The sequence below is a fragment of the Actinomadura geliboluensis genome (assembly GCF_043197915.1).
Lineage (GTDB): Bacteria > Actinomycetota > Actinomycetes > Streptosporangiales > Streptosporangiaceae > Spirillospora > Spirillospora geliboluensis.
On sequence record NZ_JBICUA010000010.1, the window covers coordinates 13,014 to 38,591 of the forward strand.

The 25,578-nt window shown below is 71.1% G+C and carries 21 protein-coding genes and 2 tRNA genes; 10 read left to right on the top strand and 13 right to left on the bottom strand.

The window, feature by feature from the left end; genetic code table 11:
* Positions 1–91 precede the first annotated feature (91 nt).
* Positions 92–964 (bottom strand): helix-turn-helix domain-containing protein, encoded by an 873-nt coding sequence (locus ACGFI1_RS29425; RefSeq protein ID WP_364546572.1) that lies wholly within the window; start codon positions 962–964, stop codon positions 92–94.
* A gap of 857 nt (positions 965–1,821) precedes the next feature.
* Between ACGFI1_RS29425 and ACGFI1_RS29430 the strand changes: the two genes are divergently transcribed.
* On the top strand, positions 1,822–3,531 hold the full coding sequence (locus ACGFI1_RS29430) for a cyclic nucleotide-binding domain-containing protein (RefSeq protein ID WP_392789854.1): 1,710 nt from the start codon (positions 1,822–1,824) through the stop codon (positions 3,529–3,531).
* 26 nt (positions 3,532–3,557) lie between these two features.
* Here the strand turns inward: ACGFI1_RS29430 and ACGFI1_RS29435 are convergent, their stop codons facing one another.
* Positions 3,558–4,889, bottom strand: a complete 1,332-nt coding sequence (locus ACGFI1_RS29435; RefSeq protein ID WP_392789857.1) for a sensor histidine kinase — start codon at positions 4,887–4,889, stop codon at positions 3,558–3,560.
* Positions 4,890–5,148: 259 nt separating this feature from the next.
* On the opposite strand from ACGFI1_RS29435, the gene ACGFI1_RS29440 reads away from it, so the two are divergent.
* Positions 5,149–6,030, top strand: a complete 882-nt coding sequence (locus tag ACGFI1_RS29440) for a LysR family transcriptional regulator (RefSeq protein WP_392739366.1) — start codon at positions 5,149–5,151, stop codon at positions 6,028–6,030.
* Here ACGFI1_RS29440 and ACGFI1_RS29445 read toward each other — a convergent pair whose 3' ends face one another.
* The 3 genes from ACGFI1_RS29445 to ACGFI1_RS29455 form a co-directional block, all read right to left on the bottom strand.
* Complete coding sequence (locus ACGFI1_RS29445; protein ID WP_392789859.1) at positions 6,031–7,161, bottom strand: glycerophosphodiester phosphodiesterase; 1,131 nt, start codon at positions 7,159–7,161, stop codon at positions 6,031–6,033.
* 164 nt (positions 7,162–7,325) lie between these two features.
* A complete protein-coding gene (locus ACGFI1_RS29450) occupies positions 7,326–8,978 on the bottom strand; it encodes an adenylate/guanylate cyclase domain-containing protein (protein ID WP_392790598.1) in 1,653 nt (550 codons plus the stop codon).
* 57 nt (positions 8,979–9,035) lie between these two features.
* Positions 9,036–10,472: an amino acid permease gene (locus tag ACGFI1_RS29455; RefSeq protein ID WP_387077074.1), complete on the bottom strand. Its 1,437-nt coding sequence runs from the start codon at positions 10,470–10,472 to the stop codon at positions 9,036–9,038.
* A 264-nt stretch (positions 10,473–10,736) separates the two neighbouring features.
* Here ACGFI1_RS29455 and ACGFI1_RS29460 point away from each other — a divergent pair.
* Positions 10,737–10,814: transfer RNA gene (locus ACGFI1_RS29460), tRNA-Asp, on the top strand.
* A 20-nt stretch (positions 10,815–10,834) separates the two neighbouring features.
* Positions 10,835–10,911 (top strand) — tRNA-Phe (locus tag ACGFI1_RS29465).
* 76 nt (positions 10,912–10,987) lie between these two features.
* Here the strand turns inward: ACGFI1_RS29465 and ACGFI1_RS29470 are convergent.
* Together ACGFI1_RS29470 and ACGFI1_RS29475 are read right to left on the bottom strand one after the other, a co-directional pair.
* Entirely contained in the window at positions 10,988–11,386 is a 399-nt protein-coding gene (locus tag ACGFI1_RS29470; RefSeq protein ID WP_392789863.1) for a hypothetical protein, read from the bottom strand.
* A 75-nt stretch (positions 11,387–11,461) separates the two neighbouring features.
* Positions 11,462–11,707: a tyrosine-type recombinase/integrase gene (locus ACGFI1_RS29475; RefSeq protein WP_387074699.1), complete on the bottom strand. Its 246-nt coding sequence runs from the start codon at positions 11,705–11,707 to the stop codon at positions 11,462–11,464.
* A 952-nt stretch (positions 11,708–12,659) separates the two neighbouring features.
* Here ACGFI1_RS29475 and ACGFI1_RS29480 point away from each other — a divergent pair.
* Together ACGFI1_RS29480 and ACGFI1_RS29485 are read left to right on the top strand one after the other, a co-directional pair.
* On the top strand, positions 12,660–13,688 hold the full coding sequence (locus ACGFI1_RS29480; RefSeq protein ID WP_392789866.1) for a TIGR03118 family protein: 1,029 nt from the start codon (positions 12,660–12,662) through the stop codon (positions 13,686–13,688).
* 430 nt (positions 13,689–14,118) lie between these two features.
* Positions 14,119–16,902: a CHAT domain-containing tetratricopeptide repeat protein gene (locus ACGFI1_RS29485; protein ID WP_392789868.1), complete on the top strand. Its 2,784-nt coding sequence runs from the start codon at positions 14,119–14,121 to the stop codon at positions 16,900–16,902.
* On the opposite strand, the gene ACGFI1_RS29490 is transcribed toward ACGFI1_RS29485, so the two are convergent.
* From ACGFI1_RS29490 to ACGFI1_RS29500, 3 genes are read right to left on the bottom strand one after another with little or no spacing between them, the layout of a single operon-like run.
* Positions 16,887–17,081, bottom strand: a complete 195-nt coding sequence (locus ACGFI1_RS29490) for a hypothetical protein (protein ID WP_138637662.1) — start codon at positions 17,079–17,081, stop codon at positions 16,887–16,889. The two genes, ACGFI1_RS29485 and ACGFI1_RS29490, sit on opposite strands and share 16 nt — an antisense overlap.
* 10 nt (positions 17,082–17,091) lie before the next feature.
* On the bottom strand, positions 17,092–17,730 hold the full coding sequence (locus tag ACGFI1_RS29495; RefSeq protein ID WP_392789871.1) for a DUF6338 family protein: 639 nt from the start codon (positions 17,728–17,730) through the stop codon (positions 17,092–17,094).
* The gene (locus ACGFI1_RS29500) at positions 17,730–18,167 is read right to left on the bottom strand and encodes a hypothetical protein (protein WP_392789872.1); all 438 of its coding nucleotides are present in this window, start codon (positions 18,165–18,167) and stop codon (positions 17,730–17,732) included. The genes ACGFI1_RS29495 and ACGFI1_RS29500 overlap by 1 nt, the downstream gene beginning before the upstream one ends.
* A 239-nt stretch (positions 18,168–18,406) precedes the next feature.
* Between ACGFI1_RS29500 and ACGFI1_RS29505 the strand changes: the two genes are divergently transcribed.
* From ACGFI1_RS29505 to ACGFI1_RS29520, 4 genes are read left to right on the top strand one after another with little or no spacing between them, the layout of a single operon-like run.
* On the top strand, positions 18,407–18,847 hold the full coding sequence (locus tag ACGFI1_RS29505; protein WP_392789874.1) for a hypothetical protein: 441 nt from the start codon (positions 18,407–18,409) through the stop codon (positions 18,845–18,847).
* The gene (locus ACGFI1_RS29510; RefSeq protein ID WP_392789876.1) at positions 18,844–19,416 is read left to right on the top strand and encodes a DUF3885 domain-containing protein; all 573 of its coding nucleotides are present in this window, start codon (positions 18,844–18,846) and stop codon (positions 19,414–19,416) included. Before ACGFI1_RS29505 ends, ACGFI1_RS29510 begins: the two co-directional genes overlap by 4 nt.
* Before the next feature lie 55 nt (positions 19,417–19,471).
* Positions 19,472–20,248 carry an aldo/keto reductase gene (locus ACGFI1_RS29515; protein WP_205719369.1) on the top strand — a complete coding sequence of 259 codons (777 nt, stop codon included), beginning with the start codon at positions 19,472–19,474 and terminating at the stop codon, positions 20,246–20,248.
* A 3-nt stretch (positions 20,249–20,251) separates the two neighbouring features.
* A complete protein-coding gene (locus tag ACGFI1_RS29520; RefSeq protein WP_392789878.1) occupies positions 20,252–20,962 on the top strand; it encodes a class I SAM-dependent methyltransferase in 711 nt (236 codons plus the stop codon).
* Positions 20,963–21,031: 69 nt separating this feature from the next.
* Here ACGFI1_RS29520 and ACGFI1_RS29525 read toward each other — a convergent pair whose 3' ends face one another.
* The 3 genes from ACGFI1_RS29525 to ACGFI1_RS29535 all read right to left on the bottom strand — a co-directional run bounded on the left by ACGFI1_RS29525 (position 21,032) and on the right by ACGFI1_RS29535 (position 25,553).
* Positions 21,032–21,748, bottom strand: a complete 717-nt coding sequence (locus ACGFI1_RS29525; protein ID WP_392789880.1) for an alpha/beta fold hydrolase — start codon at positions 21,746–21,748, stop codon at positions 21,032–21,034.
* Entirely contained in the window at positions 21,745–22,701 is a 957-nt protein-coding gene (locus ACGFI1_RS29530; protein WP_392789882.1) for an alpha/beta hydrolase, read from the bottom strand. The genes ACGFI1_RS29525 and ACGFI1_RS29530 overlap by 4 nt, the downstream gene beginning before the upstream one ends.
* Positions 22,702–22,799: 98 nt before the next feature.
* A complete protein-coding gene (locus tag ACGFI1_RS29535) occupies positions 22,800–25,553 on the bottom strand; it encodes an AAA family ATPase (protein WP_392789884.1) in 2,754 nt (917 codons plus the stop codon).
* Positions 25,554–25,578: the final 25 nt, after the last annotated feature.

Consider the following 25,578-nt stretch of genomic DNA (forward strand, 5'->3'; position numbering starts at 1 on the left):
GCCGCGGCCTTCACCTCCGGTCGGGTCGAGTTGCGATTCGCCTGTCAGGCCGGCCGCCGCCCGGGCGGGCGGCCGTCGAGGCGGGCGGTGGTCAGGACATGAGGTCGTCGGCGGCCTGGCGGATCATCGCTATCGACTGGTCGGCCGGCAGTGCCTGCTCCACGAGGAGCTCGAAGGTGTCGCGGTACTCGGTGATCTTGTCGTCCTCACCGCTGATCATCATGCTGGCGCCGGACCGTCCCTCCAGGTAGAGGACGTCGTCGAGGTCGCCGTCGAACTCCAGGATGGTGAAGGGCCCGTCCAGCCCCAGGTGCGCGCCCGTGCTGAACGGGATGACGCGCACCCGCAGCAGGTCGTCGTTCTCGGCGGCGTCGGCGATGTGGTTGAGCTGGGCCGGCATGATCGCCGGGTCGGTCCTGATGCCGACATGGCGGCGGATGACCGCCTCGTCGATGATGTAGTCCTGGCGCGGGGGGTTCTCGCGCTTGGCGAATTCCTGCTGCCGCTGGATGCGCAGCTTGGCCGCCAGCACCCGGGCCGTCTCGGACGCCTTTCCGGTGGAGAGCACTTCGGCGTACTCGGGCGTTTGCAGCAGCCCCGGGACGACCGTCCCGTGGAACTGGCGGATGAACGCCGCGCCCGCGGAGTAGCCGACATAGTTGAGGAAAGTGGGGTCGAGGTCACCGCGGTAGGCGTTCCACCAGGCGGGCTCGCGGGCGCCGCGAGCGAGCGCCTGTAGCCGCTCCTGGCGCGACTCTGAGGTGACGTCGTAGACGCGGAGCAGGGCCTGCAGGTCCGTCCGGGTGATGGCGTTCTTACCGCCCTCGACCCTGATGAGCTTCGACGGGGACCATTCGAGCTGGCGCGCCACCTGCTCCTGCGTCAGCTTCTTCCCCTTGCGCAGGCGGACGAGTTCCGCGCGAAGCAGCGCACTCTGGACGATCGGCCCCTGGTCACTGGACATCCTGTTTTCGCTCACTCTAAGTAGTTGGTGCTACCAGCCTGGATGCTACATGGCATTCCGGGACTTGACACCCCGCTTGCCGCCACTCCGCCACCTGCCTGGGCCCATGCGACCTTCGCTCCGCGCGCAGATGCCGCCATAACGCCCAAAAGTCGCATTGGAAGCCGCCAGACTGCTGCATACCGCTCGACTATGTTGTAATGTGCTACATGGCAGACTAGCAGACGCCAACTTGCGACGGGACTCGGCGCCACCTCCACGCAGCCGGTGGTCCTGACGCAGGGTGAGGGATCCGGACGGGCCACGCGTGTCCTCCCGGCCGGGACCTCACGACGGCGGGCACGACGGGCGAACGGGCGGCAACGGGGCAGCGCGGCCCACCAAGAACGGTCTGGACACGCGAACGGGGAGGTCAGCCACCACACGTGACTTCGGCATCGCCGGCGGGAAATGACCACGACCGGCCACAAGAACAGAGTCGCCCGCCACTTTCCGCTGATCACCGGTTGGCAGCCAGAAGGATCGGCGGAAAGTGGAGAGCGACTCCCTGAGCCGCGAGAAAGCGCGCCGGCGGGCCTGTGCGGAAACCCTGCGAAAACGCAGAAAGATCCGGGCTGACCTGCCAAAACGTTTTCTGCGGACTCACCCAGTCTAACCGCGATCACGCGGTACGGGCTATAGGTGATGTGACTTCGGCCACGGCGATAGGTGCCGGGCGATCCCGGGCACCGCGCACGGGGCCGGAGTCGCGATTCGAGGCATGGGGTCCCTGACATGTCAAGACAGCAGATCCATCCCCCGACCTTCGACGTCCACCCCACGAATTCCGCCCCCTCGGTCGCGGGCCGGGTGAGCTGATGGACGCACACGCGCGCCGGCATGACCCGGACCAGATCGTCCACCCGGAGACGCTCGCCGTCGTCCGCCCCCGGCGGCCCCACGGCGAGCGCCCGGCCGAGAGCACCGACCTGGAGAGCCGGCCCGCCGGGCCGCCCGTGGCCGTCCGGCCGGGGCCGGGCGCCCAATCCCGGCGGCCCGGGTTCTGGACGTCCCTCACGACCATCGAGCGGGCCGAGTTCCTCGCGACCGCCCAGGAGGTCGTGTACCCCGCCGGCGCGGTGCTGTGGGAGGAGGACGAGGCCGCCGACCAGACCATCGTGATCAAGACCGGCACGGTGCGCGTCAGCGTGCGGCGGGACGGCGGCGAGCGGATCATCGCCTTCCGCGGCCCTGGCGACATCATCGGCGAGCGCGCCGCGCTGCTGCTGCGGCGCCGCTCGGCGACCGTCGTCGCCATGGAGCCCTTGAGCGCGCTGCTCCTCACCACGCAGCAGTTCGTCACCTACCTGAGCAACCATCCGCGCGTGGTCGCCGTCCTGGAACGCGAGATGTACGAGCGGCTCACCGAACAGACCGCAGCGGGCCCCAAGCACGACCCTCGTATGGGACGGCCGTACGGGGATGGAGCGAGCGCCGGGGCTGCGGGCGGGCCGCCCTACGGTGCCGGAGGCACGCACCCTTACGGGGTCGGCGCGCAGGCGTACGAGTCCACCGTCCAGTACGGCTTGTCTCGCGCCTACACGACCGCGTTCATTCCTCTGCCTCTTCTGGGGCCCAACAACGCCCCGCTTGGCGTGATGGAACCGAACACCGTCATGGACCCGTACGACCCCTACACCGTGTTCGACCTGTACCCCGAGGTCTGCGAATGCCTCGAGCCAGCTCCATTCCCTGGGGCGGCCGTCCCGTACGCCGAGACCGACCACGCGGCGGAGACAGGCCGGTACGCGTCGGTCGGCGCGGGTGCGCAGCCGAAGTCACGCACCGGTGCGTGGACGTATGCCGCGGAGACGTCCGACCTGGTCGGGCGGCCGCAGCGTCCCTCCTGGCGGGCGCATCCGGCCGCGACCGTGCGCGTCCAGCCCCACGGGCAAGCGGTAGTGCAGCCCGCGAGCCGCGCCGCCACAGGCCCGGCGTGGGCGGGGCGCAACTGCACTGTGGTTTACACCGATATCGCCGGTTTCAGCTCGCGCGCCCGCGACGAGCACGACCGCATCGAGGTGCGCCGCGCCATGTACGCCGCCCTGCGGGAGTCCTTCGAGGGGTCCGGCGTGCCGTGGGACACCTGCTACAGCGAGGACCGCGGCGACGGCGCGCTGATCGTCGTCCCGCCGGAGATCCCGACCACCGCCGTCATCGACCCGATGATCGCGCTGCTCGGGGCGCGGCTGCGGCGGCACAACCACCGGTCGAGCGAGGCGGTCCGCATCCAGCTGCGGGTCGCGGTCGACGTCGGGCCGGTGGTGCCCGACCCGCCCGGCCTGTCCGGCTGGACGATCATCAACGCGGCGCGCCTGCTGGACGCCGCGCCGCTGCGGGCGCGGCTCGCCGCGACGCGCGCCGACCTCGGCGTGATCGTGTCGAGGTTCGTCCACGACTCCGCCATCGCCCACGGCCCCCTCCGCGTGAACGCCGGCGAGTACGAGCCGGTCAGCTGCCGGGTGAAGGAAACGGACATCGAAGGCTGGATCCACCTGCGCGGCCTCCCCGCGCGCTCCGCCGCCTGACGCGCCCCGGATCCCCCTCCTCCCGCTCAGGAGGGGTGGTCGGGGCGCTCTGGAGCGTTCCGAGGGATGCGCAGGACGAACCGGGCACCGCGCGCGCTGTCCTCGATGGTGAGGCTCCCGCCGTGCAGCCGGGCGATCTCCCGCGCGATGGGCAGACCGAGACCGGTGCCCGACGGGTCGCGGGCCTTGCTGGCGTCCAGCCGGGCGAACCGCTGGAAGACCAGGTCCCGGTGCTCCTCGGCGATCCCCGCCCCGTCGTCCAGCACCTCCAGGACGGCCTCGCCGTCGGTGCGCCGGACCGTGATGTCGACCTGCGACTCGGCGTGCCGCTCGGCGTTGTCCAGGAGGTTCGTGAAGAGCCGGACGAGCCGGAGCCGGTCCCCGCGCACCGTCACCCCCTCCTGGAGGTGCGGGACGACCCGCTTCGTCCGGCTCGACCTCGCCACCTCGATGGTGACCAGCGCGCCGAGGTCGATCGTCTCGACGTCCTTCCAGGCGGCGGCGTCCAGGCGGGCCAGTTGCAGCAGGTCCGTGACGATCGCCTGGAGCCGCTCCAGGCTCTGCAGGACGCCCCGTCCCACCTGCGGCCAGTCGACGTCGTCGGGGAAGAGCAGCGCCTCCTCCAGCTGGGTGCGGGCGGCGGCGATCGGGCTGCGCAGGTCGTGGGACGCGTCGGAGGTGAAGCTGCGCTGTCGCTCCAGGGCGCTGTCGAGGCGGTCGAGCGTCGCGTTCGCCGCCTCCGCGAGCCGTCTGATCTCGTCCCGGTTCTCCGGGACCGTGACCCGGCGGCCGGACTGCAGCGCGGTGATCTCCGCCAGTTCGGCGCGGATCGCGTCCACCGGGGCGAGGGTCTGGTCCACCGTCCCCCAGGCGCGCAGGCAGGCCAGCAGGATCACCAGCAGCGAGACGCTGACCAGCAGCATCATGAGGCCCGGGTTGACGTACCAGGGGACGGCCGGGGCGGCGGCGTAGACGAGCCAGTCACCACCCGGCTGGTAGACGCGGAAGCCGATCACCCACGCGCAGCCGGGCAGTTCCCTCGCCGAGCACACGTCCCGGGTGGAGTACACCTTGGCCTGGGAGGGGAGGAAGTCGGCGATCGGCGGTCCGTCCAGCGACGGGCCCCGGCTGCCCGCGATGACCGTCCGGTTCTCGTCCATGACCTGGATGACCACGCCCTCCGGCGCGTCGAGGTCGCCGCGCACCGGGCCGCGCCGCATCTCGTAGGAGATCCGCAGCGCCGCCGCCGTCGCCTCGCTGCGCTTCGAGTCGGTCTCGGAGCCGCGCACCTCCACCAGGACCAGCGTGGTCACGATGACGCAGATCATGGCGGTGACCATTCCGGCAATTACGGTCATCCGCACTCGAATAGACCATGTGCGTCGTCCGTACACCCGACCTCCCGCAGGTGATGTCTTCACCGTCCAGATCGGAATCAGTCCTCTGAACAGCCGCGACGCACCCAAGAAGGGACAAAGAAATGGTTGCCGACCGGCCTGGTCCCGCCCGTCACCGCCGTCCCCGCCGCCCCTTCCGCGCGATTTCCGGGCCTCTCGTCCCGACGGGGTTCGGCAGAAGCCGGAGCGCTGAACGGACGCGCGGCTAGCATGGCTGGTTATGGAGCTGCGCCAGCTGGAGTACTTCGTCGCGGTGACCGAAGAGGCGAGCTTCACCAAGGCCGCCGCCCGGCTGCACGTCGCCCAGCCGGGCGTCAGCGCCCAGATCCGGCAGCTGGAACGCGAGCTGGGCCAGCCGCTGCTGGACCGCTCCGGGCGGACGGTCCGGCTCACCGAGGCCGGCGCCGCCGTCCTCCCCTACGCACGGGCGGCGCTCGCGGCCGTCAGCGGCGCGCGGTTCGCGGTGGACGAGCTGACCGGCCTGCTCCGCGGGCACGTCACGGTCGGCACCATCGACTGGATCCGGTCGCTCGATCTGCCCGGCCTGATCGCCGAATTCCACCGCGACCACCCGGATGTGGAGGTCACGGTCATCCAGGAGGACACGGACACGCTGACCGAGGGCCTCCGCTCCGGCCGCGTCGACCTCGCCTTCCTCAGCCTCGGCGCCGACGCGCCCGCGGGCATCGCGACCCGGGTCGTCATCGAGCAGGACCTCTACGCCGCCGTCAGCCACGACCACCCGCTGGCCCGGCGGCCCACGATCACGCTGCGGGCGCTCGCCGACGAGGCGCTGATCAGCCTGCCGAAGGGCACCGGCGTGCGCGCCGTCCTGGACCGGGCCTTCGCGGACGCCGGGCTCCGCCCGCGGATCGCGTTCGAGGCCGGCGAGCCGCCCGTCGTGGCGCAGATCGCGGCGCACGGGCTCGGCGTCGGCGTCCTCCCCGAATCCGCCGCCCGAGGCGTGCCGGACGCGCTGCACGCGATGCCGATCGTCCGGCCTCGGCTGAGCGGGCGGATTGCGCTGGCGTGGCGCGCGGAGGGCCCGCGCAGCCCGGCGGCGCGCGCGCTCACCGCCCGCGCGCGCCGCCATCTTCCCTGATCAGGCCGCAGGCCGCACGGCCGGCCCGACGGCGAGGCGGCCCGCTTGCGCCGTGCGGGACGTCTGGAGGACATGCCGCAAGACGTCCGGCTTGTTGGTGATGATCCCGTCCACGCCGAGCTTGACGGCCTTCTCCATGTCGCCGCGGTCGTCGATCGTCCAGGTCAGCATGTCCATTCGGGCCGCGTGCACCTTCTTCACGAAGGACGCCGTCACGTCACCGAACTTCGGGTTGATCTGGTCGGCGTACTTGGCGAGCTTCTTGAGCTCCGCCGCCTTCGGCGTCCCGATCAGCCCGGTCGGGACCTTGGGCAGGACGGCGTGGAACCGGCGCACCGACCCCCAGTCGAACGACTGCACCACGAGGCGCCGCTCGTTCGGGTCGTAGCGGAGCCAGGACGGCGAGCGCCGCAGCGCCGCGGCGATGCGCTTCTCGATGCCCGGATAGAGGTCGGGGCTCTTGATCTCCAACAGCAGGCCGAGCCCCTGGCCGCGCATCGCGGTCAGCACCCGGGGCAGCGTCGGGACGCGCTCGCCCGCGTACTTCTTCGCGAACCAGGACCCCGCGTCGAGTTTCTCGATCTCCGCGAGCGTGAAGTCGGCGACCTTCCACGGTTTGCGGTCCGGGTAGACCTGCTCGGCGTTCGTCGTCCGGGCGAGCGTGGTGTCGTGCATGATCACGAGCTTGTGGTCCTTGGTCTCCTGGACGTCCAGCTCGAACATGTCCGCGTTCTGGGCCCTGGCCAGCTTGAACGCGGCGAGCGTGTTCTCCGGCGCGTACGCCGACGCGCCCCGGTGCGCGACGTCCAGGATCCGGGCCTGCGCGGCGGTCCGGGCGCGCGGCGCGGCCTCGGCGTCCGGGAGGCCCGGCGCTGCCTGCGGTGCGGGCATGGCGCGCGGACGCGGGTCCGGCGCGCCCGGCTGCGCCATCTGCCCGGGATGCGGGGCGGCGGGCCGGGGCGCGTCCGGGCGGGGGGCGTTCGGCGGTGGCGCGTCCGGCCGCTGGGGACGGGGCTGCGGAGCGGCGGGAAGCGGGTCCGCCGGGGCCGGGTCGGCGGAGGCCGCCGCCGGAGCGGCGAGCGCCGCGGTGGCCGTGACGGCGATGAGCGCTAGACGGGTCCGTCGGTACATCTGTCAGCCTCTCGGGAGCCGGAGCTGTCCGCCCCAACCCTCGGACCGTCCGGTGACACCCCCGTTACGGGCAGGTAGCAGACCGTGTACGGAGAGTGACGATACGCAGCCGAGCCGTCCACAATGCGGAGGACACGGCGCCCACCGCCGAACCGCGCTCTCCGCTAGCCGGACTCTTCGGTTTTGTCCGGCGTCCGGGCGCTCTTGGCCGCCTTCGACAGGATCAGCGCCCCGAGCACCAGCCGCCGGCTCCGCCGCAGCGGACGCGGGAACCGGACACGCCGCCGCGCCCGCTCCCCGCCTGCGGGCGCGGGCGCGAGGAGCGCGGGCAGACCCGCGCGCGGCCTGCAGAGCCGGGTCGGACGGCTCCGGCCGCGCAGCGTCACCGCCCCCTCGACGTCCCACTCCTGCGACTCGGCCAGATGCGCCAGCTCCAGGACGGCCGCCGAGGCGAGCACCCGCCCGTCCTCACCCTTCGCCAGGTCACTGAGCCGGGCCGCCTCGTTCACCGGATCGCCGATCACCGTGTACTCGAACCGCTCCTCCGCGCCGATGTAGCCCGCGACGACCGGGCCCGCCGACACGCCGATCCCCGCGTCCAGCATCGGCACCTCGGCCCGCAGCCGCACCGCCAGCTCGCGGGCCGCGCCGAGCACCGCGCCCGCCGAGTCCGCCAGCTGCGTCGGCGCCCCGAAGATCGCGAGCGCCGCGTCCCCCTCGAACTTGTTGATCCAGCCGCCGTGCTTGGCCACCACCGTGACCACCACGCCGAAGAACCGGTTGAGCAGCCCGACGACCTCGTCCGGACCCCGCGTGTCGGCGAGCCTGGTGGAGCCGGTCAGGTCGACGAACAGCACCGCCACCTCGCGCGTCTCCCCGCCGAGCGTGATGGCGCCGCGCTCCAGCGCCAGATCGGCGACCTCCTCGCCGACATGCCGTCCGAACAGGTCGCGCAGCCGCTCGTTCTCTCGCAGCCCCGCCACCATGTGGTTGAACCCGGCCTGCAGCTGCCCGACCTCGCTCGCGTCGTACACCGGGACCTGCGCGCCGAGATCACCCCGCTCGACCTGCGCCATCCCCTTCCGCAGCGACTTGATCGGATCCGCGATCGCCTGCGTCGCCATGTAGATCACGCACACGCCGGCCAGCAGCGCCACGCCGCCGAGCCCGAGGATCGTGATCGCGAGCTGCGTCACGTTGATGTCCGGCGCGGCCAGCGCGGCGATCGCGACGCAGATCAGCCCGAACACCGGGATCGCCGTCCCGAGCGCCCACGCCAGCATCACCCGCGTCGTCACCCCGGGCAGCCGGAACTTCTTCGGCCGCTCCGCGCCCAGCACCAGCGCCGCCGCCGGCCGCAGCAGCCGCTCCGACAGCAGGTACACGATCGTGCACGTCGTCGCCGCGCCGAGCAGGCACGTCAGGCTCGTCTTCACCGCCAGCCGCCCGGTGAACAGGGCCAGGTCCAGCACCGCCCAGCCGAGCGCGCCGACCGCCCACATGGCGCCGATGAGCAGCGTCAACCGGAGCGGCCCCAGCAGGACGGCCCGCCGCTGCTGCCGGTCGGGGTCTCCCCCGTCCCGGACGAACGTCACGACGGGCCGCCACAGCCACAACCCCAGAAGCAGCGCCACCGGAACCGCCACGAACGGATAGCCGAAGAACGCCAGCGCGTTCACATGGTGGGCGTAGTCGCGGTCCTCAAGGGGCGGATCCGGCACCACGAACGTCGCGAACAGCAGCACGACCAGCGCGCCGACGACGTTCGCCACGCCCACCACCACCAGCAGAACCCAGCGCACGCGGATCTCTAGCATGCTGGTCACGCGCGCCTCCGGAGGGATGGAACCGCCTGGGGGGATCATCCCATGAGGTCAGGCGCTGCTGGTCTCCACCGCGACCTTCATCTCCGCCTCCTGCGAGTTCCGCCGGACGAACGGCCAGCCGATCACGACCAGCGCCACCCAGGCCGCCATCACGTACAGCGCCACCCGCGTGTCCGCCTCCCACGCGATCGTCACCGTGACGAACACGAAGAACGCCAGCACCGCCCAGCTGCTGTAGGGCGCCCACGGCATCCGGTACGGCGACTTCGCCAGCGTCCCGGCCGCCGCGCGCCGCCGGTAGATCATGTGCGCGACGAGGATGACCGTCCACACCAGCAGGGCACCGCCGGTCGACACCGACGTGATGTACTCGAACGCCTTCTCCGGGACGATCGCGTTGATGACGACCCCGATGCCCATGACGAGCGCCGAGATGACGACCGTCAGAACGGGCACACCGCGCCCGTTCAGCCGTCCGAGGATCTTCGGGCCGTCACCGTTCACCCCGGCCGTCCGCAGCATCCGGGACGTCGAGTACAGCCCGCCCGCGTTGCAGGACGACAGCGCCGCTGTCAGCACCACGAAGTTGACGATGTCCGCCCCGCCCGGAATGCCGATCTTGTCGAACGCCAGCACGAACGGGCTCGCCCCGCCCTTGAACGCCGTCCACGGCACCACCGCCAGGATGACCAGCAGCGACCCGAGGTAGAACAGCGCGAAGCGCAGCGGCAGCGCGTTGATCGCCCGCGGGATGTTCTTCTCCGGGTCCTTGGCCTCGCTCGCCGTGACACCGACCAGCTCGACGCCCAGGTAGGCGAACATCACCATCTGCAGCGTCATGAGCGTGGCGCCGTACCCCTCGGGGAACACGCCGCCGTGATCCCACAGGTTCCCGACCCGCGCGGTCTCCCCCGCGTCACTGAACCCGAAGGCCAGCACCCCGATCCCGACCAGGATCATCATCACGATCGCCGCGACCTTGATCATCGCGAACCAGAACTCCAGCTCGCCGAAGAGCTTCACCGAGATCAGGTTCACGACGAACAGCACCAGCAGCGCCACCAGCGCCGTCTGCCACTGCTCGACCCCCGGCCACCACTTCTGGATGTACGTGCCGGCCGCCGTGAGCTCCGCCATGCCGGTCGTCACCCAGATGATCCAGTACGTCCAGGTCGTGGCGTATCCCCAGAACGGACCGAGGAACTCCCGGGCATACCCGGCGAACCCGCCCTCCGCCCTCCGGTACGTCAGCAACTCGCCGAGCGCCCGCATGACGAAGAACAGCGCCAGCCCCGCCACGGCGTACATGAGGATCAGACTCGGCCCCGCCTTGGCGATGTTCTCCCCGGCACCCAGGAACAACCCGGTTCCGATCGTCCCGCCGATCGCCAGCATCTGGATCTGGCGGGTGCCCAGTCCCCGTTGGTAGCCCTCGGCGCTCTGGTCTGGGAGCTTCGCGACCACGCCGACCTCCTTCGCGTCCACGGCCGTCCCATCGGAACGGCGCAACCCTCTGGTCACGCACCGTCGCGCAACCCGGACAGACTAGGACCCCAGGTCGCAAACTCACAGCAGCCACTACCAACCCGCATCCACCCGGTACCTCTCCGTTACCGCTCTATCCCCCGCAGCCTCCCCCCTTAACGAGTTGGCGCTGTACTCGGCCATCGCGTATGCTCTCGGACGTGCCAAACGCCGGGTCGCCACCGGCCGAGACACTCTCCGGAGCCGCTAAGCTCGGAGCAGCAAGGTCCTGTGGAGCAGTTAGGAGTGCTCGCCACCCTGTCAAGGTGGAGGCCGCGGGTTCAAATCCCGTCAGGACCGCCAGACGCGCCGACGCGCGTCCTGGGCAGGTAGCTCAGTCGGTACGAGCGTCCGCCTGAAAAGCGGAAGGTCGGCGGTTCGACCCCGCCCCTGCCCACCACAGATGACCAGCCAAAAGGCCCGGAACCAATCATGGTTCCGGGCCTTTTGACGGCAACCCTGACGGCAACGTCCCCTCATGACGGCTTCCATCGGCCTAGCGGACGGCCACTCTCGACGAAGTCCCGATACTCATCGAACAGGACGCCTTGGTTCACCCACCGACCGCTGTCGGCGTCCAACTCCCGTTCGGCAAGAGCGATGGCGGCTTCCGCCGTCTCAGCCTCACCCACGGTTCTGGCACCGTCTACGTCGTCGTCCGCCTTATAGAAGGCTGGGAACTCATCGACCGGCAGCCACTCACACTCTTCAACGACGAACCCCCGCACGACGAACCCCCGGAAACGCTTCGCCGGCGAGATGCAGCACCAACGAAGTCCGCGCCGTCCCTCGTCCTCAAAGGCTTCAAGAAGTTGCTCCACCTCCCGGCCGCGCCGAAGAGCACCAGCAGCAAAGGTTTTCGTCAGGTAGCGCACGAGATCACCCTACGAGTCTTCCGGGACGACCAAGAGGCCCAGACAACGAGTCTGGGCCTCTTGAGTGAGCGGACGTCAGCCGAACGCATCCCCAAGCTTGCGGAGCGCCGCGCGCTTGTCGTCGAGGGATGTGTGAGCGTAGATCGTCATGGTCACTTCGATGTCGCTGTGCCCGACGATGTCGCGGACGACGTTGGGCGCGATGCCCAGGTGGAGCAGCAGCGAGACGCAGGTGTGCCGCATGTCGTGGAACCGCATCCCCTCCAGGCCGGCGGCGGCACGGACACGGCCCCAGCTACGGCGAAGATTCTCCGGCTCCATGGGCGTCCCACGCCGGGGCGGGAAGACGAGGCCGTAGTCCTTGCCAGGCGTTCGCCCGTTCGGTCGCCTGCCTCACCTTGTGTTCGCACACAGCCGTGATGCAGACGGGAGGCAGCGGGATGGTTCGCTCGAAGTCGTCTGTCTCGGGACGGACGAACCGTAGCGCTCCCCCGGCCCGTTGGAGCGTCTGGACGACTTCCAGCGTGGCCGACTCGACACCGGACCAGCGCACTGGCCGCACGGGTCGCCGTCGAGGGTTCCACCCTCCTCGCCGCAAGCCCCGCAACCTGCGAGCCGCACGTCTTCCAGGGCAGGCCGAACAACTCGCCGGGCCGCTGACCGAGACAGTTCCCCTTGAATACAAGTACATCAATCGCGAGCCGGGCTACACAAAGCCAGAAACGCATTGGCGCCCGCCAAGGAGGGAACATGCCCAGGGTATTTAACCTTGCGCATCACGCTGACCCATCTCGCCAGATCCATAGCGGAGCAGATCGCAGTGTCTAGTGGCGCGCCAATTCAGTAACGGCGGGTTACTGCAAGGGTGTAGGTATCTGACGCGGCCGCCGAGGCTCGTGTGAGCGCATCGATCTGCTGGCTCGCGTGGCGATCTCGTGCGCCGACGCGATGGCTGAGGACCGGGATGATCGCCGTGCTTGACCTGGCGGCGAAAGCGGGGTGATCGCTGCTGCGGGGCTTCTGGTGGTCTGACCGTGGACGGCCTCCCTTTGCCCTGACTTCCTGCAGGTCAGCCCGCGGGTTGGGTGGTCAGGCGTAAAGCAGCCGTCGTTGTTGGTCAGGATTCCGTCGCGTGGTGGGGCAGCCGGGTTCGCCGAACCTGCCCGGGGTAATGATCGCCGCGGTCCGTCCAGAACGGCTGATTGATTCAAGGGAGATCTGAATGCGAAGAACCCTGAGTATGCTCGTGGCCGCCCTTGCCTTGTTGGCGGGAATGGCCCCGGTCAGTCCCGCGTCCGCCGGAACCCCGAACCACGCCGACGAATCGGGCCGGCACACCCGGTTCACCCAGACCAACCTGGTCTCCGACATCCCAGGACGGGCTCCTCTTCAGGACCCCAAGCTCGTCAACCCGTGGGGCCTGGCGCTCGGCCCGACCGGGCCGCTGTGGGTCGCCAACAACGGCACCGGCGTCGCCACCGTGTACGCCGGCGGGGCGAGAGGCGTGACGAAGCAGCCACTGGAGGTCAGCATCGAGGGCGGCGCGCCCACCGGAGAGGTCTTCAACGACACCCGCGAGTTCGTGGTGAAGGGCGCGCCGGCCACCTTCATCTTCAGCAGCGAGAGCGGCGCGATCACCGCATGGAACCGCAACACGGGAACCACCGCGGTCCGCGTGGCGGGCGCGCCCGGCGCCATCTACAAGGGACTGGCGCTGCTGCACACCCGCCATGGGGCGTTCCTGCTGGCGACCGACTTCCACAACGGGCGCATCGACGTCTTCGACGGTAGGTTCCGGCGGCTCAGGCTGCCCAGCGGGCGCTTCCATGACCCGTCGATCCCGCGCGGCTTCGCGCCGTTCAACGTCGCCGTCCTCGGCGACTCCGTGTTCGTCACCTACGCCAAGCAGGATGCGGACGCCGAGGACGACGTCCCCGGCCCCGGGCTCGGCTTCGTGGTGAAGTACCGGCAGTTCGGCCGCGTCCATCACCGCTTCGCCTCGCGCGGTCCGCTGAACGCGCCGTGGGGCCTGGTGATCGCGCCCCGATCGTTCGGCGACTTCGCCGGAGACGTCCTCGTCGGCAACTTCGGCGACGGACGGATCAACGCCTTCACCCCGCGTGGCCGTTTCAAGGGCGCGCTGCGCCGACCCGACGGCCGCCCGATCGAGATCGACGGCCTGTGGGCACTCGTCCGCGGGACGCGGACCACCGGCGGCACCGACGCCGTCTGGTTCTCGTCCGGCCCGGACGACGAGACTCACGGCCTCGTCGGCCTACTCCGTAAGGCCCGGAAGCACTGAGCACGGGCGTGACCAGCGGCCGGGACCCGGCCGCTGGTCCGTCTCCCTTTTCGAGCCTCATCCTCGGAGGTGCTCCACGTCTCGGCGTGCGAACGCATCCCCCGACTTCCGGAGCACTTCGCGCTGGTCGTCGAAGGACGTGTGCGCGTTGTCCGAGTCTGCTTCATCCGAAGGGTCACGCGGTCACTGCCTAACTCCAGACTGGCCCCGGCCGAGAGCGGCTCGACTCTGGTGACGTGGAAGCAGTACGCGTCCGGCTCGCTGGGGCCCCTCGGTTCGACCGGCTGGTTGCTGGAGTGTTGATGCCGATGGGGATTCGGACGTTACATATGGGATATTTTGCATTCATCTGCGTGTGAGTGAATTGGGATAGTTATACTCCTGCACTGTGCTCCCGGAGTTCGCCGCGCTCCTCAATAGCGTGATGATAGTGATCATCGGGCTGGCGAGAATGAAGGACGCCGGCTTCATCGGGCCGCGGTTCGGTCGTATGACCGTGGCGGCGCTCGGCGCGTTCGTCATCCAGTGGGATCTCACGACCCCTGAGGAGTCTGTCCATCCGTGGGTCAAGCCGGCCGTGCACACGCTGCTGGTGTTCGGGGGCCTGGCCAATCTCCTGGCCGAGAATCGGCTCTCCCGCAGGCAGCGCCAGCACCCTTCGCTCGACCTCGACCGGGCCGTGGATTCGCATGGCCATGGGCTTCAACTGCTGCGGCGATTCGACCGGAGCGGCGATGTGGCGGCGCTGTCCCGCGGGATCGACTCGCTGCGGACGGCCCTGGAGGCCAGTCCAGGGGAGGCTACGCGGACCCAATACGCCGCCAATCTCGTCATGGCGCTGCGGGGCAGGTATCAGCGGCTTCGCGACGTCGCCGACTTGGACGAGGCCGTGGAGGTCGGCCGGCGGGCGGCGCGCAACGAGCCGGCGAACGATGTGCGCCGCGCGGCGCTGCTGTCCCAACTCGGCAGTGCGCTCCGGGTGCGGTACGACCATTTCGGCGACTTCGCGGATCTGGAGGAGGCGCTGGCGACCGTGCGGAAGGCGGTGGCGATCGTGCCCGTTCAGTTCGGGGCCGATCGTCTCCTGTGCCTCAGGGAGTTGAGCGCCGTCCTGCGAAGCCGGTACGAGCGCACGCAGGAAATGGCGGATCTCGATGAGGCGATCGAGACGCTGGGAAAGGTGCTGCTCATCACCGAGTCGGGAGACCGCCCCTTCGTACGGGTCATGGACTTGACGACCCTGTGCTTCCTGCTGGTCCAGCGGTTCGCTGGGACGAAGCAGCCGTCCGACCTCGATCGCGCGCTCGACCTGGGGCGGCAGGCCGCGGAGCGCGTGCCTCGGACCTCGCGGCTTTACACGACCTGCCAGAACAATTTCGCCTTGGCGCTGCGCACCCGCTACGAGCACACGCAGGACGTCGCGAATCTCGAAGAGGCCGTCGAGCTGGCTCGGCGGGCGGTGGACGGAACGCCGGAGGACGATCCCGAACGGGCCGTCCACCTGCTTAATCTCGCGCGTGCACTGCACCATCGGCATCGGCGCGGCGGCGACCATGCCGAATTGGCGCGGGCGTGCGCGCTGGCTCGGGAGGCGACGGCCAATCCGGCGACCGACCTTTCCACGCGGGTGGTGGCCGGGCTGGTCTGGAGTGACCTCGCCGCCGCAGCCGAGCGGTATGCGGACGCGGTGGAGGCGTTCGAGGGCGTCATCGAACTGCTTCCCCAGGTGGCGTCGCGGGAGTTGCGCCGCGCCGACCAGGAGTACCGGCTCGGCCAGTGGACCGGAATCGCGGTGACGGCCGCCGCCTGCGCCATTGCCGCAGGGCGGCCCGAGAAGGCCGTGACGCTGCTGGAGCGGGGACGCGGCGTACTGCTGTCGCGGGCGCTCGGCGTCCGCCCCGACCTCTCGGCATTGCGCGCCCGTAATCCGGCCTTGGCGGACGAATTCACGGAGCTGCGCACCATGCTGGAGGGTTCCTACGAGCCCCCGCTCACTCAGGAATTCGAAGCGGAGGCCACCGGGCTCAGGCGGGAACAGGAGCGCAAGGAGCGGCGCGCATTGATCGCGCGTTGGGATTCCCTGCTGGAGGAGATCCGGCGGGAAGAGGGGTTCGCGGACTTCGCTCGGGAGCCGACTCTCCGCGAGATGCTCGCCCAGACCCGGGAGGGCCCGCTGGTGTTCCTCAACGTCAGTGAGCAGCGGTCGGACGCCGTCATCCTGGACGCCGAAGGGGTGCGGACACTCGAACTGAACGGCGTCACACCGGGTCTCGTGAACGAGCAGACCGCCGTCCTGCTGGACGCAGTGCGGCCGGAGGCGATGCTCGACCAGGGCGAGCAGGAGCGCTTCGCCGATGTGCTGGCATGGTTGTGGGACGCGCTGGTCGAGCCCGTCGTGAACGTCCTGGACCTGTCCAGGCGGGGAAGCGACTGGCCGCGTGTGTGGTGGGTTCCGACCGGGCCACTGGCCATGCTGCCGATCCACGCCGCCGGGCACCATGGCGCGGGCGGCCGGGCCGATCCTCCGGCATTGCTGGATCGGGCGATCTCCTCGTACGCGCCTACTTTGCGCGCGCTCGTGGACGCGCGCGCCCGGCGCCGTCCGGGCGGGAAGCCGCGCCCTCTCGCCGTGGCCATGTCGAAGACGTCCGGCGAGGCTCCGCTGGAGCACGCGCGTGCCGAAGCCGATGAGCTTCGCCGCCTTTTCCCCGCCACGCGCATCCTGGCCGACGACAAGGCGTACTCCAGAGCCGTGCTGGACGCGCTGCGTCACCGGACATGGGCGCATTTCGCCTGCCACGCGGTAACGGATGTGGAATCACCGACCCGTGGACGGTTGCTGCTGCACGACCACCAGCGGCGGCCGCTGTCCGTGGCCGACGTGTCCCGGCTGGACCTCCGCAGGGCGGAGCTGGCCTATCTGTCGTGCTGCGACACCGCCCGTCCCGGCACGCGGCTGCATGACGAGGCGATACATCTCGCGTCGTCGTTCCAGATCGCCGGCTTCGCGCATGTCATCGCGGCGCTGTGGCCCCTGCGCGACCGGGTCGCGCTCGAATTCGCCGGGCAGATCTATGAGGGGCTTCGCGGATCAGTCCGGAATGGGGGCCGGACGGACGCGGCGGCCGCCGTTCACCAGGCGACCCGCAGAGCGCGCGAAATGTATCCGAACTTCCCGGCCCTGTGGGCAGGTCATGTTCACGTCGGGCCCTGAGCCCGTCCCGCCGGATCCGCGGAGCCGCCGGAGGCGGCCGGCGCCTGGTTCGGCGGCGACGCGGCGGCGGGCCCTTCCGGAGCCTCGGCCGGTTCGCCGACACCGTCGCGCGGGGCATGGCCGCGCACCAGGTCGGGGTTCGCCAGCAGTTCCTTCTCGTGCGGCGTCAGTTCCGGCATGCCCTCTCCTTCACGATGCCGACCCGGGCGGATCGATCAACTCGACCACATCGACGTCGGCCGCACGGACATGAAGGCCCGCGGTGCCGGCGACGCGATCGGCGAAGCTTCCGTCCGGTTTCATTCTCCACGCAGATTCCAGGTACATTTCCGCGGGCTCGGGATAGGACGTCGCATAGGACTTCGAGCCGTACCATCCGCCCACCCAGGAACCGTCCTTCAGCCGGGCGCGGACAAAGCAGGAACCGCGGTGGCGGAACATGTGGTCCCATGCGGTTGCTCCGGCGTCGTACCGGGTCGGCAGCCGGCGCCGCTGCCACGCCGAAACCGCGAATGCCGCCACCGCCGGAACGGCGACGAAGAGGAGCAGTGCCAGCAGGCCGATCAGGCGCGGATGCTGGACCAGGCCGTCCCAGCCCTTCTCCTTGCCGCCGCGCGCCAGGCGGATCAGAGCCGGGCCCGCCACGATCGCATAAAGCGCGTCCAGCACGATGGACGCGAGCAGCGCACGGAGTATCCGCTCCCCCATGTTGCGCTCGCCGGCGACGGGACCGCGCATGCGTTCCCGCAGGAACTGGTAGGTGACCCCGGGCACGACGAAAAGCACGAGCAGGACCGCTTGGACGACGGTGGAAGGAGCCTGCCCCATCAGGAAAGGCCCGTCAGGTCGTCCGACTTATAGGCAGGGCGCTTGGCGCGCCGCCACCCGCGCACGGCCAGCGCGATCAGCACGACCGTGCCGGCGAGCCCGGCGGACGCCACCTCCGTCCGCGCGGTGGCGACCCATTCGGCGATGTCCTCGTGCTTCCAAAGCCCGATGGCACCGCAGGCGATCCAGAGGAGGGAGACCATCTGGTTCTCGCTGCCCGTGGCGATTTCGGCCAGGATCAGCAGCCCACCGCTGAGACACAGCAGCGCGGCCTCCAGCGGCCTGGACACCGCACCCCCCATCAGCAGCCCCTCGCCGACCGCCACGAACGCGATGGCGACCGACATCCGCAGACCGTACTTTCCCGTCCTGGGCAGGAACAACGCCACCGGAATGATCATGAAGATCGCGATGTACGCCACCCTGTCCGCGGGCATCGGAACCTCGCCTCCATGAAGCCGCCGAGACCGAGCATAGCGACTCCGCGCAGATGATCACCGTGCTTTGATTACTCCCTTCCCAGCACCGCCCGCCTGCCTGACCGGCGTCCTGCCGGTCAAAACAAAGGGCTCCCGAATGATCGCGATAGGCAGCACGACATATGCTCGAACTCTCCCTCGCATCATGCACTGCCTGCCCCGTCCATCATTATTCGGCATGTGGCACGCTTGCGAGCGTGTCCCAGATTGATCTACCTGCAGTGAAGCTGCTTCAAGACATGGCGTGCTCGTTGAACGTTGTCATCGACCTCGAAGTCGAGGAGCTAACTCCCGGGCTCTTCGCCGTTGAGGTCAGTGACGCCCGTGGGGAAGGCGCCCCTATCACCATGCACACCTCCGGAGACGGCAGTGTCATGTTGATAGTGGGAGACGGCGGAGGGTCCGGCCCGGAGTTCGGTTCCGGTGGCAAATCCGTGGAGCGGCTTCGGGTAGCGCTCCATGGGCTGTTCACGGGCAGGACTCTGGTAGAGAACTACGGACGAGGCAAGAAGGTCCGGGTTTGGGACCATGACGGCACGCAGGTCCTGGCTTACAACGAGCAGCGAGGTTTCGCCAGGCGAGGGCGGTTGCTGCAACGTGCCGTCTACCCGGGCTATTCGCAGGTTGGGGGATCGTGACCGGGGACGAAGTACAGGCGCTCAGTGCCTTGTGGCGGACGCGGTGGGGTGGGTCGCCGATCGCCAACGAGTTGCCGGCTCGGCATGCCGAACGGTGGGTCAGGTTTCACAGCCTTCCGGAGTCCAAGCGGTATGCCGAGACTGAAGAGGAGTACGGCGTCGTCCTCCGTCGACACCGCTGCGTCCTTGCCGAACTCGGGGCTCGGCAGGGGCTCTATGTGATCGCCGGATACTTCGCCGACGCGCGCGCTGGTGCCTCGCCAGATCCTCGTGTCCATCCTGGCGCGGTTCCGTGGCTGACGATCGAGCCGAGTGAACGCTCCTACTTCGAGATACCGCTGACGCTCTGGGTCGGCAGGGGGTCCTTCGACGGGCCCGGCCTGGATGCGCTGCTGCGACGCGTGGCCGACGACGATCTCGGCAACGCGATCATCGCCCCTCCAGACCTGAAATGGCTTTATCACCCCTATGACGGCGGCGCCGATGTCATCGCCCCGACCGTCCAGGACCGGGATGCCTTGAGGCGTCGGCATGCGGATTGGCTGTCCGCGCACCCGTCGGGCCTCTAGGCATCGCCCGGACCGCGCGGGCATGCCGATCGATCGGGAGGGCAGAATGGCGGGCATGACGCGGACTGTGAACCTGCCCGGTGGCGCCGCACTGCCGTTGATCGGCTTCGGGACCTGGGAGCTCGACCACCAGACGGCGTACGAGTCGGTACGGGCGGCGCTCGACGTCGGCTACCGGCACATCGACACCGCGACGCTCTACCGGAACGAGGCGGACGTCGGCAGGGCCGTGAAGGACGGCGGCGTCGACCGCGAGCAGGTGTTCATCACCACCAAGCTGCGGCCGAAGGACGCGCGGAAGGCCCGCGCCACGCTGGAGTCGAGCCTCCGGCTGCTCGGCACCGACTACGTCGATCTGTGGCTGATCCACTGGCCGACCGGGCCGGACGAGCTCGTCCCGACGTGGCGGGAGCTGCTGGCGGCGCGGGACGCGGGGCTGGTCCGCACGGTCGGGGTCAGCAACTACAGCCCGGCGCAGATCGACGAGCTGACCGAGGCCACCGGGGAGCAGCCGGCGGTCAACCAGATCCCGTGGAGTCCGGCGCAGCACGACCCGGCCCTGCTGGACGAGCACCGGCGCCGGGGCATCGTGGTCGAGGGCTACAGCGGCCTGAAGAACACCGATCTGCGCGATCCGGTCCTCACCGGGATCGCGGAGCGGCTCGGGGTCACGCCCGCCCAGGTGGTCCTGCGGTGGCATCTGGAGCACGAGATCGTCATTCTTCCGAGGTCGTCGCGCCGGGAGCGGATCGCCGCGAACTTCGACCTGGAGGGGTTCGACCTCACCGCGGAGGACGTCGCCGCGATCGACGCCCTCACCCGGGCCGGCTGACCGGTGTTCTCCCCCCGGGGCCCGTCCGCGCGCGAGCTGGCGGTCCAGGCCCTCTCTTCGGTGGAGCACGGCTACGACCTGCTCGCCCCGAAGTTCGATCACACGCCGTTCCGGACGCCCGGCGGCATCCTTGACGCGACCGCCGAGGCGCTGCGTCCGCTCGGGCCGTTCGGCGAGGGGCTGGACGTGTGCTGCGGCACGGGCGCGGGGATGGGCGTGCTCCGGCCCCTGTGCCGGGGGCGGGTCACCGGTGTCGATTTCAGCGCCGGCATGCTCGCGCAGGCGCGGAAGGCGCACCCGGACGCCGAGTGGGTGCGGGCGGACGCGCGGGCGCTGCCGTTCGCCGGGGGCTTCGACCTCGCGGTGACCTTCGGGGCGCTCGGGCATCTGCTGCCCGCCGAGCGGCCCGCCGTCTTCGCCGGGGTGCACCGCGCGCTGCGGCCCGGCGGGCTCTTCGCCTTCCCGATCGGCGCGCCGCCGCCCTTCACGTCCGGCTGGTACTGGGCGCTGCTCGGGTTCGATGTGGCCATGCGGGTCCGGAACGCCGTGTGGCGTCCGCCGTTCGTCATGTACTACCGCACCTGCCCCCTGGGTGCGGTGAGCGACGACCTGGCGGCGGCCGGGTTCGACGTGACGACGGCGCCCTTGCCGTCTGTGGGCCGGCGGAAGGACGGCAGCCCGCGCTACCGGGTCGTCCTCGCCCGCAAACCTTGAGACACCGTCCGTCAGGCGCCGCACCGGATGGTGCGGCGTCTGATCGGGCGGCTGCCCGGCCGCGGCGTCTCAGGCGGCGCCGGCGGCTTCGGCGATCATCGCGGCCACAGCATCCGGCTGGGAGACCGCGAGCGCGTGGGACGCGCCGGTGACCTCCTCGGTGGCGCGCGCGTCCGCGCGGTCGGCCATGAAGTGCATCAGGGCCGCCGGGATGTTGCGGTCGTCGGAGCCGAACACGAACCAGGACGGGACGGTGCGCCAGGCCGGCTCGTCCACCGAGAGGCCCTCGGTCAGCGCGCGCTCGGTCACCGGACGCTGGGTCGCGCCCATCAGCGCGGCCTCGGCCGGGTCGACGTCGGCGCAGAACTGCTGGTGGAACTTCTCGTCGGCGATGCGGAGCTCGTTGCCGCCGCCGGAGAGCGGGTAGCCGTTCAGCGCGTCGCCGAGGGTGCTGCCCTCGAACTTGCCGGACAGCAGGAACGCGGTCTCCCCCGGCTCGGGCGCGAAGCCCGCCACGTAGACCAGGGAGCGGACGGCCGGGTTCCCGGACGCCGCCTCGGTGATGACCATGCCCCCGTAGGAGTGGCCGACGAGGATCACCGGGCGGCCGAGGCTCGCGATCACGTCGCGGACGTAGGCGGCGTCGCTGGGGATGCTGCGCAGCGGGTTGCCGACGGCGACGGCGTCCAGGCCGCGGTCGCGCAGGCGGCTGATGACGCCGTTCCAGCTCGCAGACTCAGCGAAGGCGCCGTGGACCAGGACGACGATGGGACGGTCGGTGCTCATGAGTCCGCCTTTCCGAGGACGTGCTTGAGGACGTCGATCGCCTGGGCCGTGGCGGCCCGGGTAGCGCGGGTGTCGCGCACGGGGTTGAGCATCATGAAGTCGTGCAGCGTGCCGTTGTAGCGGACGCTGGTGGTCGGGACGCCGGCCTCGGTGAGGCGGCGCGCGTACGCCTCACCCTCGTCCCGCAGCACGTCGTTCTCGTCGACGATCAGGAACGCGGGCGGGAGCCCGCGCAGGTCGTCGAGGGTGGCGCGCAGCGGGGACGCGGTGATCTCCGTCCGCTGGACGGGGTCGGGGCAGTAGGCGTCCCAGAACCACGCCATGGCCTTGGCGGTCAGGTGCGGGCCGTCGGCGAACTCGCGGTAGCTGGCGGTGTCCTGCCCCGCGTCCGTCACCGGGTAGTACATCGACTGGTGCACGAACGTGACGTCGCCGCGCCGCTTCGCCATGATCGCCAGCGCGGCGGTCATGTCGCCGCCGACCGAGTCGCCGGCGACGGCCAGCCGGGAGGCGTCGAGGCCCTCGCCGGCGCCGTGCTCGGTGATCCAGCGGGCGGTGGCGTACGCCTGCTCGATCGCGACGGGGTAGCGGGCCTCGGGCGACCGGTCGTACTCGACGAAGACGATCGCCGCGCCCGTGCCGACGGCGAGTTCGCGGACGAGCCGGTCGTGGGTGCCCGCGTTGCCCAGCACCCAGCCGCCGCCGTGCACGTAGAGGACGGCGGGCAGCATGCCGGACGCGCCGACGGGCTTGACGATCCGCACCCGCACGTCCCCGACCTCGGCCGGCACCGTGATCCACTTGTCGTCCACGTCGGGCTTGCGCACCGGCGCGGCCTGGACGTCGTCCAGGACCTTGCGGGCGGCGTCGACGTCCAGTTCGTACACGAACGGCGGCTTGGACACCGCCTCGGCGAACTCCCGGGCCGCCGGCTCCAATACGGGGTTGCTCATTGCGTCCTCGCTTCCTCAGTGGTCGATCCCTTCTCGACCACTGTCTCCGTGAGGGCGCTCCCGGGGACCAGGGTGAACTACTGGCCCCGACCCTGGGGCTAAGCCCTGCCGGTGGTGGGGGTGCGCTGGAGCTGCCTGCGCGAGGTGATGCCGAGCTTGCCGAAGGTTTTACGCAGGTGCCATTCGACGGTGCGGGGGCTGATGAACAGCCGGGCACCGATCTCCGGGTTGGTCAGCCCTTCCCGGACGAGCCGGACGATCTGCGCCTCCTGCGGTGTCAGTTCCCCGGCGGCCTCGGTGGCGCGCCTGCGGACGTGCTCGCCGGTGGCCTGCAGCTCGCTCGCGGCCCGTCCGGCGAAGCCCTCCATGCCCATGGCGGTGAACGACTCGTGGGCGGTGCGCAGCTGCTCCCGGGCCGCCCGCTGCCGCCGCGTGCGGCGCAGCCACTCGCCGTACAGCAGGTGGGCGCGGGCCAGCTCGCCGCGGACGCCGGCCCGGCCGAGCCGCTCGATCGCTTCGCGGTAGCGGTCCTCGGCGGCGGTGTCCTCGCTGAGCAGCGCCAGGGAGCGGGCGTGGACGCCGAGCGCCCAGTCGGTCCCGGCCGGAAGGGTCGCCTCGCCGAGCCGCCGGAGGGCGACCGCGGCGTCCGCGAACCGGTCGGTGCGGGCGGCCGCCTCGATGTACTCCACCAGCGCCCACGGCCCGGCGCCGACTGGCGCCAGGCGGTCCTCTGCGGCTTCGGGGACGGCGGCCAGCGCGTCGCCGTAGCGGCCGAGGCTGTTGCAGAGCAGGGCCTTCGCCCAGGCGCCGACGGTCAGCGCGTTCCCCTCGCCCCGGCGCCGCGCCTCCACCGCCACCCTCTTCATCAGCGCGGTGAACTCGGCCTCCCGGCCCTGCCAGGCGGTGACCAGCATGCTCCCGTAGGACGGGACGGGTATCCCGATCGCCTCGGACACCGTGGCGACCTCCTCGTCCAGCGCGGCCGCCGCCGTCAGCTCGCCGGCGAACACGTTCACGGCGATGTGCTGGGTCAGCGCGAGCGGAAGCGCGGCGGTCTGGCCGGACTCCCTGGCGAGGCGGACGTGCCGGGCGGCGAGCACCGCCCACGCCTCGTGGTCCCACAGCGTCGCGGCGGTCACGCCGCCCAGCCAGAGCCAGCGCAGGCCGTCCTCCTCGGCGAGGTCCGGGCCGCGGAAGACCTCCAGGGCGGGCCGCAGCGCCGGCAGCGCGGCGGCGAGGCCCTCGCCGATCCGCAGCGCCAGGCCGTCCAGCAGCAGGTCGGCCGGGCGCGGATCGCCGGGCGGCGGCGGGGCGGACCGAGCCGCCGCGGCCGTCTCCGGTTGCCCGGCCCCGTCGGCGAGCGGCCCCGCGAACAGCGCCGCGCTGATCGCCTCCAGGTAGGTGTCGCGCGCCATGGCCGCCGAGTGCGGGGTGAGCCGCCGGGCCGCGCGCAGCAGCAGGCCGGGCGCGTCGCGGCCCCGGTCGACGGCGAAGGCGATCTCGGCGCGCAGCAGGTCGACCTCGCCGCGCAGCCGCCGGTCCGGCGTCAGCGCCTCGGCGACCGACAGCAGCCGCAGCGCCGTGTCGGGCGTGCCCGCCCGGTGCGCGGCCCACGCGGCGGCGAGGGCCCGCTCCTGCCGCCGGACGGGGTCGGGCGTCAGCTCCACCGCGCGGGCGAGGAACGCCGCCGCGGCCGCCAGCCCGCCGCGGTCCCGCGCGCGGCCCGCGGAGCTCTCCAGCTCGGCCGCGACGCCCTCCTCCGGGGCCCGCGCGCCCTGCGCCGCGTGCCAGGCGCGGCGGTCGGGGTCGGTCTCCGCGTCGGTGACCTCGGCGAGGACGCGGTGCACGCGGCGGCGGTCCTCCGCCGTCGCGGCCCAGTACACGGCGGAGCGGACGAGCGGATGGTGGAACCGGACCCGGTCGGCGATCTCGACCAGCCCGGCCGCGGCGGCGGGCGTCGCCGCCGCCAGGCCGATGCCGAGCCGGTCGGCGGCCCGCCACAGCAGCACCGGCTCGCCGCCGGGCTCGGCCGCCGCGACGAGCAGCAGCAGCCGCGCCGCGGGCGGGAGCCCCGCGACGCGCCGCTCGTAGATCTCCTGGATGCGGCCGGCGAGGCCCGCCGCGCTCGGCACGCCGAACCCGCCCGCCAGCTCGGCGGGGGCGAACTCCTTCGGCAGCTCCAGCAGCGCCAGCGGGTTGCCGCGCGCCTCGGCGACGACCCGGTCCAGCACCTGCTCGTCCCAGGGCCCGGTGACGGCGGAGCGCAGCAGCGCCCGCGCCTCCTCGTCGGGCAGGCCGCCGATCGCCATCTCCGGCACACCGGCCAGTTCGGGCATGCCGGCCGGCTCCGGCGCCCCGTCCGGCTCGCGGACGGCGAAGGCCATCGCGACCGACTCCGCCTGCAGCCGGCGGGCGGCGAACGCCAGCGCCTGCACCGAGGCCCGGTCCAGCCACTGCGCGTCGTCGACCGCGCAGAGCAGCGGCTGCTCGCGGGCGGCGTCGGCGAGCAGGCCGAGGACGGCGAGGCCGACGAGGAACCGGTCGGGCGCGCGCCCGGTGCTCAGCCCGAGCGCGGCGCGCAGCGCGTCGCACTGCGGGTCGGGGAGCCGCTGGAACCGGTCCGCCATCGGCGCGCACAGCTGGTGCAGGCCGGCGAAGGCCAGCTCCATCTCGGACTGCACCCCGGTGATGCGCACGATCCGGAACCCGGGCGCCCGGTCGACCAGGTAGTCCAGCAGGGCGGTCTTGCCCACGCCCGTCTCGCCCAGCATCACCAGGGCGCGGCTCTCCCCGCCCCGGACGGCCTCCAGCAGCTCGTCGAGCGCCGTGCACTCGCCACGCCGGCCTCGCAACACCTGTCACCACCGCCACCTGGTC

Excerpts from the sequence above, each read along its gene's own strand:
- ACGFI1_RS29445 (WP_392789859.1), bottom strand. The coding sequence starts at position 7,161 with ATGTACCGACGGACCCGTCTAGCGCTCATCGCCGTCACGGCCACCGCG.
- ACGFI1_RS29425 (WP_364546572.1), bottom strand. The coding sequence starts at position 964 with ATGTCCAGTGACCAGGGGCCGATCGTCCAGAGTGCGCTGCTTCGCGCG.
- ACGFI1_RS29440 (WP_392739366.1), top strand. The coding sequence starts at position 5,149 with ATGGAGCTGCGCCAGCTGGAGTACTTCGTCGCGGTGACCGAAGAGGCG.
- ACGFI1_RS29515 (WP_205719369.1), top strand. The coding sequence starts at position 19,472 with ATGACGCGGACTGTGAACCTGCCCGGTGGCGCCGCACTGCCGTTGATC.
- ACGFI1_RS29480 (WP_392789866.1), top strand. The coding sequence starts at position 12,660 with ATGGCCCCGGTCAGTCCCGCGTCCGCCGGAACCCCGAACCACGCCGAC.
- ACGFI1_RS29490 (WP_138637662.1), bottom strand. The coding sequence starts at position 17,081 with ATGCCGGAACTGACGCCGCACGAGAAGGAACTGCTGGCGAACCCCGAC.
- ACGFI1_RS29475 (WP_387074699.1), bottom strand. The coding sequence starts at position 11,707 with ATGGAGCCGGAGAATCTTCGCCGTAGCTGGGGCCGTGTCCGTGCCGCC.
- ACGFI1_RS29430 (WP_392789854.1), top strand. The coding sequence starts at position 1,822 with ATGGACGCACACGCGCGCCGGCATGACCCGGACCAGATCGTCCACCCG.
- ACGFI1_RS29435 (WP_392789857.1), bottom strand. The coding sequence starts at position 4,889 with ATGACCGTAATTGCCGGAATGGTCACCGCCATGATCTGCGTCATCGTG.
- ACGFI1_RS29530 (WP_392789882.1), bottom strand. The coding sequence starts at position 22,701 with ATGAGCAACCCCGTATTGGAGCCGGCGGCCCGGGAGTTCGCCGAGGCG.
- ACGFI1_RS29500 (WP_392789872.1), bottom strand. The coding sequence starts at position 18,167 with ATGCCCGCGGACAGGGTGGCGTACATCGCGATCTTCATGATCATTCCG.
- ACGFI1_RS29495 (WP_392789871.1), bottom strand. The coding sequence starts at position 17,730 with ATGGGGCAGGCTCCTTCCACCGTCGTCCAAGCGGTCCTGCTCGTGCTT.
- ACGFI1_RS29525 (WP_392789880.1), bottom strand. The coding sequence starts at position 21,748 with ATGAGCACCGACCGTCCCATCGTCGTCCTGGTCCACGGCGCCTTCGCT.
- ACGFI1_RS29450 (WP_392790598.1), bottom strand. The coding sequence starts at position 8,978 with ATGCTAGAGATCCGCGTGCGCTGGGTTCTGCTGGTGGTGGTGGGCGTG.